The organism is Actinoplanes xinjiangensis (genome assembly GCF_003148685.1).
In the GTDB taxonomy this organism is placed as follows: domain Bacteria; phylum Actinomycetota; class Actinomycetes; order Mycobacteriales; family Micromonosporaceae; genus Actinoplanes; species Actinoplanes xinjiangensis.
In genome coordinates, this window is sequence record NZ_QGGR01000004.1 from 96949 (window position 1) to 109426 (window position 12478).

Below are 12478 nucleotides of genomic sequence, written 5' to 3' on the forward strand. Positions count from 1 at the left end.
CGCCGGGCTGGGCGTGTCACCCTAGAGCGCGTGACTGCACCGCTCATGCTCGGCGACCATGCCGTTAATCCGCCCGTCGTGCTCGCGCCGATGGCCGGGATCACCAACGTGGCGTTCCGGCGGCTCTGCCGGGAGCAGGGCGGCGGGGTCTACGTCTGCGAGATGATCACCACGCGGGCGCTGGTGGAGCGGATCCCCAAGACGCTCAAGATGATCGCGTTCGCGGAGGACGAGGGCTTTCGCAGCCTCCAGCTCTACGGCGTGGACCCGGACGTGACCGCGGCCGCTGTGCGGATGGTCGGCGAGGACGACCTGGCCGATCACATCGATCTCAACTTCGGGTGCCCGGTGCCGAAGGTCACCCGCCGCGGCGGTGGCTCGGCCCTGCCGTGGCGGCGCCGGCTGTTCGGGCGGATCGTGAGCCAGGCGGTGGCGGCGGCGAAACCGTTCGGCATCCCGGTGACGATCAAGATGCGCAAGGGCATCGACGACGACCATCTGACGTACGTGGAGGCAGGCCTCGCCGCGCAGGAGGCCGGCGTGACCGCGGTGGCCCTGCACGCCCGCACCGCCGAGCAGCGCTACTCGGGCAAGGCCGACTGGGATGCGATCGCCACCCTGAAGCAGGCCCTCGACGTGCCGGTGCTCGGCAACGGTGACATCTGGGAGGGGTCGGACGCGCTGCGCATGGTCGAGCACACCGGCTGCGACGGTGTCGTGGTGGGCCGGGGCTGCCTGGGCCGTCCGTGGCTCTTCGCGGACCTGGAGGCCGCCTTCACGCAGGGCGCCGGCTACCGGCCGGTGCTGCCGGCCCTGGGTGAGGTCTCCAAGATCATCGCCCGGCACGCGCAGTTGCTGGTCGAGGCGCTGGAGGACGAGCGGCACGGGTGCGCCGACTTCCGCAAGCACGTCGCCTGGTATCTGAAGGGCTTCCCGGTCGGCGGCGACCTGCGCCGCAGACTGGCGATGATCTCCTCACTGGCCGAGCTGGACGACCTGCTCGCCGAACTCGACCCGGCCCTGCCCTTCCCGGCGGAGGCGCTGGGGCAGCCCCGGGGCCGCGTCAACGCCCCGGGCAAGGTGTCGCTCCCGCACGGCTGGCTGGACAGCCGCGACGACGAGACGGTCCCGGAAGGCGCCGAAACCGACGAATCCGGCGGCTGACCGGAAGGCGCCGAAACCGACGAATCCGGCGGCTGACCGGAAGGCGCCGAAACCGACGAATCCGGCGGCTGAGCGGGCTGGAGCCGGCCGGGGCGGCGGTGTGCGGGCGGAACGGGCAGGATGCGGGGATGCCCGAGCGTTTCGTGGAGCCGTTCCCGTTCTGGCCGGCCGACTTCGAGCCCGGCGACCGGCACCCGCTGGCACCGTCGGTGGCGTGGGATCCGGCCTCCGACGAGCAGACCCTGCGGCAGGCACTGTCCTTCGGTGACATCGAGTGCTGGGCGACGCTGACACGGCTGCTCCGCGACCAGGGCCGCACGGCGGAGATCCGGGAGCTCGGTGAGCGACTGGCGACGACCGCCTCGCAGAAGCAGCTGGCCAGGTTCGTCGAGTTGAGCGCGTCGAACTTCGACGCCGAGTCGGGTGCCCGCTTCCAGTTCGAGCTGATCAGCAGGTTCCCCGCGGACGCGACGGCCCTGGAGCGCTGCGCGCGGCTGCTGGCCGAGAGCGGCCGGTACGACCAGGCGATGGACGTGCAGCGGGAGGCGCTGCGCCGGGGCACCGACCGGCGCTACTTCATGATCAATCCGCGGCAGACGATGCGCGCACTGACCGCGGCGACCCGCTTCGACGACGCCGAGGAGCTGATGCGGGCGTACGCCGACGACATGTTCGCGGCCTCACCCCTGGCCCTGTTGCTCCAGGTGCGCGGTCGCACCGCCGAGGGCGAGGAACTGCTGCGCCGCCATCCGTCGGCGAACCACCTGTACCTGCGGTTCACGCTGGTCACCCTGCTGGAGCGGGACGGCCGGCACACCGGGGCGGCCGCGGCCCGACCTGCCGGCGGCTGGCCCCACCAGATGCGGGACGCGGCGGACCGGAGACTGCCGGCCGACGGCCCGCACGAGGCGATCTGGTCGGTGACCGACTACCTGGGCCGGGCATTCGCCGTCTGAGGCCGAGATCGTGCCGGGCTGGTTCCCACCGCTGTCTCGCGACGCCGGAGACAGCGGTGGGAACCAGCCGCCTGTCAGACGGTGAGCTTCCACTGCTGGCAGGTGTTGCCCAGGGACGCCCACTGCCGGACCGCGACACCGTCGGCGATGCCGCAGTCGGTGACGTCGAGGATCAGCCCGTTGCCGCGGTTGGCGATCAGGTAGCCGCCGTTGACCGGGGTGAGGCTTAGCATGCCGATCTTGTAGTCAGGTGTGTTGCAGGAGCTGGCCGAGAACGTCAGGAACGTCTTGCCGTTGCGCTGGAGGATGTACGGCCCTTCCTCGGTGTTGCCGCCCTGCTTCTCCCAGTCGTGGGTGGGGTACGAGATCCTCGTGCCGTGGGCGGACACCGTCCACGGGTTGCTCATCGGCGCGATGCGGTGCTGGTGGCGCCGGGCAGGGCGGCCACCGACTTGGCCTTCTTGACCACGACCTGGTTGTTCCAGGTCGTCGCGGCCAGGTAGTAGTAGCCGTTGTCGAAGCCCATCCACGGGTCGGCGCCGTACGGTGCGGCCGCCACCGGATTGGTGAACCCGACCGCCGCGTCGCTGCTCAACGGGTTGAAGGCGACGGTCACGTAGGCCGCGGCGGTCATCAGGAGCGTGACGAGCGCGGCTCTGAGGGGACGGATGCGCATCTCAGTACACCGTCGGCCAGCCGGACGAACTCCAGCTCAGCAGGTTGATGCCGAGCCGCGCGTCACCGGCAGGGGTGTAGTAGTGGTAGACCAGCACGTCCTGTGCCCCGTCCTGGAAGACGGCCGGATGGCCGGGACCGTGGACGGCGTCGTGGGAGGCCAGGATCTCGGTGCCGCCGCCGGCGGTCATCAGTGTGCCGGCGCGGTCCTTGTACGGCCCGGTGATGCTCGTCGACCGGCCGACCACGGTCCGGTACGTGCTGGACGCGCCCTTGCAGCAGAGGTCGAACGCGGCGAACAGGTAGTAGTAGCCGTTGCGGTGGTAGATGTGCGGCGCCTCGACCGACTTGCTGTTCACGAACCGCTCGGCGAGGTGGTGGATCGCCGAGTCGGCGCGCTTACCGGTCGACGGGTTCAGCTTGATCATTTTGATCCCGCTCCAGAACGAGCCGAAGCTGAGCCACCATTCGCCGTTCGGGGTGACCGTCAGGTTCGGGTCGATCGCGTTGAAACCGCTGCTCGTGGTGCTCTCCACGACCTTGCCCTGGTTGGTCCAGGTGCCCGCCGCGCCGGTGGTGCTGGCGGCCAGGAAGATCGCCGACCGGCTGGAGCCGAACGTGGAGGCCGAGTAGTACATCAGGTACCGACCGTTGCGGTACGAGATGTCCGGCGCCCACAGGTTGGTGTCGCCGCCGGTGTAGGTGTCGGCCCACGGGGTGCCGTTCGGGAAGGCCTTGCCGGCGTCGGTGAACCTCGTCCGGTCGGCCGAGGTCTTGAGCCCGATGCCCGGCGCCGTGTAGGCCAGGATGTAGTCGCCGGCCGGCTTCTTCACGATCGTCGGGTCGTGCGCGAACGTCGAGCCGGTGACGACGCCCGGATTCGGGTAGGTCGCGGCGTCGGCCCGCGTCAGGCCGTACGCGCCGGCTGTCACGGCCAGCAGACCGGTCACCCCGGCCAGCAGGAACTTGCGGAGACGGGATCGCATGGGGATGCGCCTTTCGATGGGGGAGACGCAGGTATGTGTCGGGGTGGCCCGGAAAGGTTGCGTGCCACCGGCGGGAAATCGACGGCTCTCCGGTAGAGGTGCGTCCCGGCCTGGGTGGACGGACATTTCACGGCTGAACGGAGAGCAGGGCGGTGAGCAGCAGCGGCACGGCCATCAGCGCGCACAGCAGCGGCAGCGCGACCGGTAGCCCGAACGCGGCGTAGAGGATGAGGGCCACCACCTCGGCGCCGAACCCGGCCACCGACAGGGCGGTCGCCCGGGCCGGGCCGGTGATCGCGTTCTGGAGCCGGGCCTCGGCGTGCACCATCGCGAACTGGAGCAGGCCGAACGCCGCCGACACCGGCACCATCCCGGCCGGGTGCGGCACCGGCGAACCCGCCGCCAGCAGCACCGCGGCCAGGGCCAGAGCACCCACGAGGGGCCGCGGCGAATCCGGTGCGAGACGTCCCGCGAGCCCGCTTCCGGCGGCCATCGCGAGGGCGGTCAGAGCGAACAGCAGGGGTACGGCCGGAGTCGGCGCCCCCATCTCGCGGGCCAGCAGCGGCAGGTACTCGTCGAGGGCGGAGAACCCGGGCACGGCCATGGCGACGGCCAGAACCCGGAGCACACGGGCGCTGCCGGTGACCGACCGCAGGCCCGCGCGGAGCACCGCGAGGTACCCGCCCGCCTCATCGGTGTCCCCGGCGGTCGTGTCGTCCGTACCGCCGGGGGGTTTCTCGGGCAGGAGAAGGGCGAGCAGGCCGCCCGCGGTGACCGTCGCGATGCTGATCATGCCGACCAGGAGGTAGCCGCCGGCCTGGAACGCCGGGCCGGCCAGCAGGGTGGCCGCGAGCATTGCGAGCAGGCCCACCATGCGTGCGCGGCCGATCAGCCGGGTGTACGCCGTGCCGTCGCCGAGCCGGTCGTAGACCAGCGCCTCCAGTGATCCGGACGCGAACGCGCCGCCGAGGCCCCACAGCACGAAACCGGCGGCGAAGCCGGCGTAGTCGGGGCGGATCAGCCAGACGGCCCAGCCGGCCGCGGAGATGACCTCACCGAGCGCGTAGAGCCGCTTGCGGGACCAGACGTCGGCGAGCGCGCCGGCCGGGATCTCGCACAGGAAGGAGACCACCGACCAGATCGCGAACAGCGACGAGATCTCGCCGGTGGTGAGCCCGGCGTCGGCGAAGAGCAGTGCGTAGACCGGGTAGAGGAGCACGCTGTCCTGCAGCGCGTGCACCGCATGGAGGTGTCAGCGTCATATCGGGTGCATGACCCCATCCTGCCCGGGCCCGGCCCGCTGTCAACGCAATTCGGCCTCGTCGGCGGCGGCCCGCCCGGACTCCCAGCCCTCCAGGCTGTCGACCCGGCTGCCACGGACCCGGACCGTGCGCGGGAACGCCTTGTCCAGCGCCTCGTGCACCTTGATTTCGCGGTTGCGCAGGACCGGCAGCAGATGGTCGTGGCCGGTCAGCTCCCGTGCGACGGTCTGCCGCAGCCGCTCCCCGATCCGCACACCGTAGGCGACCAGGAAGGAGCGGCGGAACGCCTTCAACCGGGCCTTCCGTACGTTCTTCTCGTCCCGGACCATCGCCCGGTTGGCCTGCACCAGCAGCGACGTGTAGATCAACTCGACCGCGTCGATGTCGGTGTCGAACCCGAAGACGGTGCTGAAGCCGAGCTCCTGCGACCAGACCGTGCGGCAGGTGTTGGCACTCGCCACCGCGTCGAGCAGGCCCGCCTTCTCGCTCTCGTAGGGGTGGTCGACACCGATCCGCCGGGCGAACGGCACCACGTCGACGGCCGCGACGGTGACCTCCTCGATCCGGTACCGGGTGATCAGCTCCTGCGCCTTCGCGCTGTAGGTCTCCGCCTCGGCCGGGAACTCGGTCGACTCCGCCTTCGCCAGCAGCGCCCGCACCCGGTCGAGGATCCGCTGGTCACCGTGGTGCGGCACGGTGGTGAGCGGGGTGCCCGGCGGCGGGATCAGGATCTCGATGCGCGGCATCCGCCGCAACTCGGCGAGCAGATCCAGCGACGCGTCCAGCACGGCGATCCGGTCCGGCTTCCGGCCTTCAGCGGTACGCAGGCCGTCCGCCTGGTCCCGCCAGCGCTCGTCGACCGGCTCGCGGCCACGCAGATAGTCCCGGGCGGCCTCGGCGACCAGCCGGCCCTGGAGCGGGTTGCCCCGCCGGGCCACCGCCCGGTGCAGTTCGGCCGGCTGCCAGCCGTTGCTGAAGAGCCGCTCGAACTCGGCGCTCAGGGCCGCGCTCAGGGCCGCGTCGGTCTCGGCGGCGGGTGCGCCGGTCAGGGCGTCCAGCGCGTCCTCGTAGTTCAGAGCGCCGGAGCGCACCCCGTCAATGATCTCCCGGGCGCTCATGGACGAGATGGTAGTTGCCGGGGCCCTGGTCACCGGCCGGGCCCCCTCGGGAGGGAAACGTTGTCCACCGGAACCGGCGGGGGCGGGGAGGGCGGTGCGGGCCCTCCCCGCCAGGGGTGGCGTTCACGCCTTTCGGCTCAGACGTCGAGATCGTTCTCGATACGGCGCAGCTGATGCCGGGACATCGCGAGGTTCGCCCGGTCCCGCCGCAGCGCCACGTAGAGGAAGAGGCCCTTCCCCGACCGGCTCGTCAGCGGCCGGATCATGTGGTACTGGGTATCCAGCGTGATCAGGATGTCCTCGATCTTCTCGGACAGGTTCAGCATCTCCATCGCCCGCAGCTTGGCCCGGACCACGTCGGTGTTGCCGGCCGCGGCGACCGTCAGGTCGAGCTCCTTGCCGCCGCCGAGGGTGCCCAGGGCCATGCCACTGGTGTGGTCCACGAGCGCGACGCCGATGCAGCCGTCGATCTCCATGATTTCCTTGAGTGCGGTGTCCATGTCGGGCATGGGAATCGTTCCTCCGTTGTGGTGGGTGGTGTCAGCCGGTCGCCTGGCGGCGACGGGCCATGTTCGGCAGGGTTGCCATCGGGGTCCGCCGGGCGAGCGGGGTCGGTGGGCCGGCCTGCGCGGGGATCTCCGGGCGCAGCTGAGGCGCCGTCTCCAGGGCGAGGATCCGGATCAGCCGGCGTACGCACCGGCGTGCTTCCAGGTGGACCATGGCGAGGTTCGCGTCACCCGAGGTCACCACGGTGAGCAGCGCGTTCGGTCCGGCGGTGTACGAGGTGATGTAACCGCCGTCGCACTCCACCACGGACTCCCGCAACTCACCGTGACTGACCGCGTGCGCGAACCGCCGGGCCAGGGCGAGATGGGCCGCCGCCAGCGCGGCGAGGGTGTCCGGCTCGAGGCCGTGCGAGTCGTGCGCCACGACCAGCCCGTCGGCGGTGGCGAGGACGCTGCCGGCCAGTTCCGGCAACCTGCTGCGCAGGCGCCCGAGTTCCTCGAGTACCGCCGGATCCACCGTCATTCCTCTTCCTCGCTGTTTCGGCTGGTCGGGGGTGCGCGCGTCACCGCAGTGCCCTGAGTGCGGTACGGATGCGCTTGAGCAGGACCTCGTCGGCCCCCTGGTGCACCGGCGGGCTCTCACCCGCCATCTCCTTGGGCAGCTTGGCGCCGGGTTTTCGGCGGGCCAGCCGCGGCGGCCGGATCGGGCCGGAGTTGTGCTCACCCGGCGGCGCCGGTGGTGGGTCACCGTGCGGTGGCGGGTCGGCGTTCGGCCGCTGGTCACGGTTCGGCCGCTGGTCGCCGTGCGGCGGCGGGTGCCGCGCCACCGGTTCCGGACCCGAGATCACCGGTACGGGGGCCGCCGACCGGGCCAGCGGGACCGACACCCCGCGCGGCTGCGGAAGCCGGACGAACTCCGGGGAGTCCGGCGCCCGCGTCTCGGGCGGCTCGATCAGCCCCGCGGCGGCCATCCGGCGCAGCTCCTGGATGATCGCGTACCCCGCCCGCCCGAGCAGCTGCGCCAGGTCGGCCGGCGTGCGCTGCCCGTCCGCCTGGACCAGCAGCTCCCACTGCGGTGCCGTGATGGTGACCCGTTCCCGGGGCGGCCTGGCCACCGGGATCACCGGCGCCACGTCGATCAGCGGGTTCGGGAAGATGTCGTCGAGCAGCCGGACCCGGCGGCTGACCTCCCGGTCCACCGCGGCCGCGTCGATGTGCACGACCGGGCCCAGCCAGTGCCGGGCACCGGGCCGGAACTCGGCCGGTGCGGACCGGTCGGCGAGCACGAAGTACGCCGCGTCATAGGTGGCGCCGAGCACGCACAACTCCAGCTCACCCTGGGTGAGATGGCCCTGTTCGACGAGCAGGCGGCCCACCCGCGCCCCCGATGCGCCCAGGTCGAGCGCGCTCTGCCACGTCCGGCCCGCCAGCCGCCCGGACGAGGTGAGCAGCTCACCCACCCCCGGAGCGGACGACGACTCGGCGTAGATGACCCGGCCCTCGAAGACGTAGACCGCACCACCCGGATGGCCCCCGACCGTCAGCGCTCCGGTCTGCCGCTCGCCGGCGACCCGCGTGAGCAGGTCGCCGGGCGCTGCGGTCCTCGTGCGGGCCACCGAACGCTCCTTCATGGTCAGTGGTGGTGTCATCGCTGGGCGACCAACTCGTCGGCCAGGCGCTGCATCGTGCGCCGGGCCACGGCGAGGTTGCCGCGCACCCGGTCCAGCCACACGTAGAGCACCAGACGGCTGTCGAACTCGGTCTGGACCAGCCGCAGAAGGTGATAGCCCCCGGCGGTGGTGATGATCAGGTCTTCGAGCAGGTCGTGCGGTACTGCCGAGACGAACAGCGAGCGGCTGTTCGCGGCCTGGACCACCTCGGCCGTGCCGGCGGCCGCGGCCTCGTGGTCCTCATTGGGCGCTGCACCGGTCGTGGCGACCGGGAAGCCCGTCGTGTAGTCGACGATGCTGGCCCCGACGGCGCCGGGGATCGTCATGGCCTCCTGTAGACAGTGGTCGACGCCGGGCACTTCACTCCTCAGCGCTGGGGGTCGGAGTTCGGACGCTTCCCGTCCGCCACCGTGGGCCATCCTCCGGTGACCGTGAGACCACAAGTCGCACGTGCTGTGCGTCATGCCCCCGTCACCGCGAGCCGGATACGGCGTTGTCCCCAGCCGATCCGCCGGTCGTCGGCGTAACCTGATCGCCACGTCTCGATCAGGGAGGTCTCGTGCCCAGTCGGTGGGAACAGGTCGTGGTGGACGCCGCGGACCCGGCGCGGCTCGCCCGATGGTGGGCCGAGGCGCTCGGCTACGTGATCGTCAACGAGGCACCCGACGAGGTGGAGATCCGCCGCGCCCCCGACCAGATGCCCGGGCTGCTGTTCACCCCGGTCGCCGACGTCAAAGGGGCCAAGAACCGGCTGCACATCGACCTGCGCCCGGACGATCAGGAGGCCGAGGTGGAACGGCTGGTCGGGATGGGTGCCCGGTCCGTCGACATCGGCCAGGGCGACGTGCCGTGGGTCGTGCTCGCCGACCCGGAGGGCAACGAGTTCTGCGTACTCTCCGGTACTAGTACCTGAACTGGTCGATCAGCCCACGGATGTCCTCGGCCGCCGTACTGACCAGGCTCGCCGAGTGCCGGGTGGTGTTCGCGCCCTCCGCGGTGGACGCGCTCGACGAGGTGATGTGCGACACCGTGCCGCTGATACCCGACGCCGCCGCCTGCACCGCGCCCACATTGCGGGCCAGCAGATCGGTGGTGGCCGACTGCTGCTCGACGGCGGCGGCGATCGTACGCTGACCGTCGTCGATCCGGGCGATGACCGCGGTGATCGCCTCGATCGCCTTCGCCGTGCTCGTCGTCATCTCCTGGATCGCGCTGATCTTCGCGGTGATCTCACCGGTCGCCCGCGCGGTCTCCCCGGCCAGTTCCTTGACCTCGGTCGCCACCACCGCGAACCCCTTGCCGGCCTGCCCGGCCCGCGCCGCCTCGATGCTCGCGTTCAGCGCCAGCAGGTTCGTCTGCTCGGCGATGTTCGTGATCATCTGCACGATGTCGCCGACCTCCTGGCTGGCGTCGCTCAACCGTCCCACCGCCTCCGCGGTCCGGTTCGCGCTCGTGGTCGCCTCGTGCGTGGTCGACGCCGCCGTCGCGGTCTGCCGGGCGATCTCCCGGATCGACGCGGACAACTCGTCCGTGGCCGCCATCATGTCGCCTACCGAACCGGCCACGTGCACCGCCGACGTGTCCGCGTTCCGGGCCTCCGCCGACGTCCGTTCCGCCGAGCCGTCCAACTCTCCGGCCAGCTTCTGCAGATCCACGCTGGCCGCGCTGAGACGGCCCACCCGCTCCGCGGTCGCCCGCACCGTGCCCTGGATCTCCGTCATCGCGTCGTTCAGCGCCTGCGCCATGTCACCGAACTCGTCCCGGTTCACGATCGGCGCCCGTACCGTCAGATCCCGCCCGGCGAGCGTCCGCAACGTCTCCCGCATGCCGCGCATCGGCCGCCGCACCGCCCGCACCGTCAGCACACAGACGACCAGCGTGAGCAGGTTCGCGATGCCCGCCGCCCACTGGATGAACGTCGTACTGTCCGACCCGGCCTCCCGGCCGCGCGCGCTGGCCGCGTTGACCGCCGCCAGCACATCGTCGTCCAGCCCGCCCAGACTCTCCTCCAGCGCCCCGAACTGGTCCAGGAACGCCGTCAGCGACTGCCTCGCCGCGACCCGGTCGGTCGCCGCGGCCGCCACCGCCGCCTTCGCCAGGTCGCCGTACTCGACGATCTCCGGGCGGGTCTCGGAGTACCGCTGCCGTAACGACGCCGGCGCCAGCTCGGCCGCCGCGTCGAACTTGTCCACCATCGTCTGCGCGTGCTCCGCCACGGCGTCGACCTCGTACAACTCCCGCTGCTGCGCCGTGGTCGAGTACATCGCCGCCATCACGTCGGCCCGCAGCGCGTCGTGCATCATGTCGGCGTTCCACTGGTTGCTCATCGCCGAGCTGACAGTGGCGATCTCCTCGTTCGCGGCACTCTGGTCCTCGGAGTTGCGGATCGCGAACCCCGTCACCAGCGCCACCGAGAACAGCCCGGTGGCACCCAGTGCCACAAGGCGGCCGACGATGGAGATCCCCACGGTTGCCCCATCGGCAACCTGGACATCCGGCTTAGTCTGGGGATCATGACGGCCGCCGACGCCCAGAGATGGGCAGCCGAGCCCGCCAAGGACAGCGGGTACGGACGTACCCCCTACCAGCGCGACCGGGCCCGGGTACTGCACTCCGCCGGGTTCCGCCGCCTGGCCGCCAAGACCCAGGTGCACACCGCCGGATCCGACGACTTCCTGCGGACCCGGCTCACCCACTCGCTGGAGGTCGCCCAGATCTCCCGCGAGATGGGCGCCCGCCTCGGCTGCGACCCCGACATCGTCGACGTCGCCGGCCTCGCCCACGACCTCGGCCACCCGCCGTTCGGGCACAACGGCGAAGCCGCCCTCGACCTGGTCGCCGAACCGTGCGGCGGCTTCGAGGGCAACGCGCAGACCCTGCGGGTGATCACCCGCCTGGAGGCGAAGGTCCCCGGCGCCGGCCTCAACCTGACCCGCGCCACCCTCGACGCCTGCTCCAAATACCCCTGGTTCCGCAGACCCGGCTACCGCAAGTTCGGCGTCTACGCCGACGACCGGCCGGTCTTCACCTGGCTCCGCGACGGCCGCGACGACGAACGCCGCTGCCTGGAGGCGCAGGTGATGGACTGGGCCGACGACGTCGCCTACTCGGTGCACGACGTCGAGGACGGCGTGCACGGCGGCTACATCGGGCTGCGGGACCTGATCGACGACGCGGGCGAACGGGCCGCCCTCTGCGCCGACGTGGCCGCCACCTACTCCGACGAGAGTCTCGACGCCCTGAGCGCCGCACTCGACCTGCTGCTGTCCGACCCGGCCGTCAGCGGGGTCGCCGGATACGACGGCGGCTACGACTCCCTGATCGCCCTCAAACGGATGACCAGTGTGCTCACCGGCCGGTTCGTCGCCTCCGCGGTCGGCGCCACCCAGAGCCGCTACGGCACCGAGCCGCTGCGCCGCTACGCCGCCGACCTGATCGTTCCGCGTACCGTCCGCAACCAGTGCGCGCTGCTCAAGGGCATGGCGCTGCGCTACGTGATGCGATCCCGGGCGGCCGAGCGGTGGTACCAGCAGCAGCGGACCATCCTCGTGGAGCTGGTGGAGGCGCTGACCCGTACCCCGGAGAGGCTGGATCCGCTCTTCCGGCCGCTGCACGCGGCGGCCCCCGACGACGCCGCCGCGCTACGGGTGGTGATCGACCAGGTCGCGTCCCTGACCGACCACGCCGCGGTGGCCTGGCATTCCTCGATCACCGGGACACGGCGGGACCCTGCTGGCGGGTGACCGGCCGGGCGAGGCAGGATGTATGCCGTGGCGGGCAGGGTCAAGGACGAGGACATCGCACTGGTCCGCGACCGGACCTCGATCGTGGACGTGATCAGCGAGACGGTCACACTGCGGTCGGCGGGCGGCGGCAATCTGAAGGGGCTGTGCCCCTTCCATGACGAGAAGACACCATCCTTCAACGTCTCACCAGCCCGGAATGTGTATTTCTGCCTGGCGGGCGAGACGCGGGTCATCACCGATCAGGGCATCCGGGAGATCCGTGATCTCGCGGGCGGGCGGCATCGCGTCATCACGACCCACGGACGCTTCGTGGAGGCGCCGTTCCGGTCGTTCGGCGAACAGCCGCTACTGCACCTGAAGCTGTCGCGGAACGGGCAGAAGAAGACGGTCCGGGC

The 12478-nt window shown here is 71.3% G+C and carries 14 protein-coding genes and 1 pseudogene; 5 read left to right on the top strand and 10 right to left on the bottom strand.

Annotated elements, in window-relative coordinates; translation table 11 throughout:
- Positions 1-45: 45 nt before the first annotated feature.
- Together dusB and BC793_RS10310 are read left to right on the top strand one after the other, a co-directional pair.
- Positions 46-1164 (top strand): tRNA dihydrouridine synthase DusB, encoded by a 1119-nt coding sequence (dusB, locus tag BC793_RS10305; RefSeq protein ID WP_109591688.1) that lies wholly within the window; start codon positions 46-48, stop codon positions 1162-1164.
- Positions 1165-1292: 128 nt separating this feature from the next.
- On the top strand, positions 1293-2120 hold the full coding sequence (locus BC793_RS10310) for a tetratricopeptide repeat protein (protein ID WP_109591690.1): 828 nt from the start codon (positions 1293-1295) through the stop codon (positions 2118-2120).
- 74 nt (positions 2121-2194) lie between these two features.
- Here the strand turns inward: BC793_RS10310 and BC793_RS51185 are convergent, their stop codons facing one another.
- The 9 genes from BC793_RS51185 to BC793_RS10350 all read right to left on the bottom strand — a co-directional run bounded on the left by BC793_RS51185 (position 2195) and on the right by BC793_RS10350 (position 8696).
- Positions 2195-2527: an RICIN domain-containing protein gene (locus BC793_RS51185; protein ID WP_239169842.1), complete on the bottom strand. Its 333-nt coding sequence runs from the start codon at positions 2525-2527 to the stop codon at positions 2195-2197.
- Positions 2524-2796 (bottom strand): hypothetical protein, encoded by a 273-nt coding sequence (locus tag BC793_RS51190; RefSeq protein WP_239169843.1) that lies wholly within the window; start codon positions 2794-2796, stop codon positions 2524-2526. Before BC793_RS51190 ends, BC793_RS51185 begins: the two co-directional genes overlap by 4 nt.
- A gap of 1 nt (position 2797) precedes the next feature.
- Complete coding sequence (locus BC793_RS10320) at positions 2798-3781, bottom strand: arabinan endo-1,5-alpha-L-arabinosidase (RefSeq protein ID WP_109591692.1); 984 nt, start codon at positions 3779-3781, stop codon at positions 2798-2800.
- A 127-nt stretch (positions 3782-3908) separates the two neighbouring features.
- Entirely contained in the window at positions 3909-5021 is a 1113-nt protein-coding gene (locus tag BC793_RS10325; RefSeq protein WP_109591694.1) for an MFS transporter, read from the bottom strand.
- Between the two features lie 63 nt (positions 5022-5084).
- Complete coding sequence (locus tag BC793_RS10330) at positions 5085-6161, bottom strand: DUF2786 domain-containing protein (protein WP_109591696.1); 1077 nt, start codon at positions 6159-6161, stop codon at positions 5085-5087.
- A gap of 137 nt (positions 6162-6298) precedes the next feature.
- Positions 6299-6670: a hypothetical protein gene (locus BC793_RS10335; protein ID WP_109591698.1), complete on the bottom strand. Its 372-nt coding sequence runs from the start codon at positions 6668-6670 to the stop codon at positions 6299-6301.
- 31 nt (positions 6671-6701) lie between these two features.
- On the bottom strand, positions 6702-7190 hold the full coding sequence (locus BC793_RS10340) for a roadblock/LC7 domain-containing protein (RefSeq protein WP_109591700.1): 489 nt from the start codon (positions 7188-7190) through the stop codon (positions 6702-6704).
- 40 nt (positions 7191-7230) lie between these two features.
- Positions 7231-8283 carry a DUF4388 domain-containing protein gene (locus BC793_RS10345; RefSeq protein ID WP_109592403.1) on the bottom strand — a complete coding sequence of 351 codons (1053 nt, stop codon included), beginning with the start codon at positions 8281-8283 and terminating at the stop codon, positions 7231-7233.
- Positions 8284-8312: 29 nt separating this feature from the next.
- Entirely contained in the window at positions 8313-8696 is a 384-nt protein-coding gene (locus BC793_RS10350) for a roadblock/LC7 domain-containing protein (protein ID WP_109591702.1), read from the bottom strand.
- Between the two features lie 200 nt (positions 8697-8896).
- On the opposite strand from BC793_RS10350, the gene BC793_RS10355 reads away from it, so the two are divergent.
- Positions 8897-9250, top strand: a complete 354-nt coding sequence (locus tag BC793_RS10355; RefSeq protein ID WP_109591704.1) for a VOC family protein — start codon at positions 8897-8899, stop codon at positions 9248-9250.
- On the opposite strand, the gene BC793_RS10360 is transcribed toward BC793_RS10355, so the two are convergent.
- Positions 9240-10805 carry a methyl-accepting chemotaxis protein gene (locus tag BC793_RS10360; RefSeq protein ID WP_239169845.1) on the bottom strand — a complete coding sequence of 522 codons (1566 nt, stop codon included), beginning with the start codon at positions 10803-10805 and terminating at the stop codon, positions 9240-9242. The genes BC793_RS10355 and BC793_RS10360 overlap by 11 nt on opposite strands.
- A 45-nt stretch (positions 10806-10850) precedes the next feature.
- Between BC793_RS10360 and BC793_RS10365 the strand changes: the two genes are divergently transcribed.
- Positions 10851-12080 carry a deoxyguanosinetriphosphate triphosphohydrolase gene (locus BC793_RS10365; RefSeq protein WP_109591706.1) on the top strand — a complete coding sequence of 410 codons (1230 nt, stop codon included), beginning with the start codon at positions 10851-10853 and terminating at the stop codon, positions 12078-12080.
- A gap of 18 nt (positions 12081-12098) precedes the next feature.
- Positions 12099-12293: pseudogene (locus BC793_RS52780) on the top strand (CHC2 zinc finger domain-containing protein); the annotation flags it as partial.
- Positions 12294-12478 lie beyond the last annotated feature (185 nt).

Coding starts and splice junctions, on each gene's coding strand:
- dusB (WP_109591688.1), top strand. CDS start 46: ATGCTCGGCGACCATGCCGTTAATCCGCCCGTCGTGCTCGCGCCGATG.
- BC793_RS10310 (WP_109591690.1), top strand. CDS start 1,293: ATGCCCGAGCGTTTCGTGGAGCCGTTCCCGTTCTGGCCGGCCGACTTC.
- BC793_RS51185 (WP_239169842.1), bottom strand. CDS start 2,527: ATGAGCAACCCGTGGACGGTGTCCGCCCACGGCACGAGGATCTCGTAC.
- BC793_RS51190 (WP_239169843.1), bottom strand. CDS start 2,796: ATGCGCATCCGTCCCCTCAGAGCCGCGCTCGTCACGCTCCTGATGACC.
- BC793_RS10320 (WP_109591692.1), bottom strand. CDS start 3,781: ATGCGATCCCGTCTCCGCAAGTTCCTGCTGGCCGGGGTGACCGGTCTG.
- BC793_RS10330 (WP_109591696.1), bottom strand. CDS start 6,161: ATGAGCGCCCGGGAGATCATTGACGGGGTGCGCTCCGGCGCTCTGAAC.
- BC793_RS10335 (WP_109591698.1), bottom strand. CDS start 6,670: ATGCCCGACATGGACACCGCACTCAAGGAAATCATGGAGATCGACGGC.
- BC793_RS10340 (WP_109591700.1), bottom strand. CDS start 7,190: ATGACGGTGGATCCGGCGGTACTCGAGGAACTCGGGCGCCTGCGCAGC.
- BC793_RS10365 (WP_109591706.1), top strand. CDS start 10,851: ATGACGGCCGCCGACGCCCAGAGATGGGCAGCCGAGCCCGCCAAGGAC.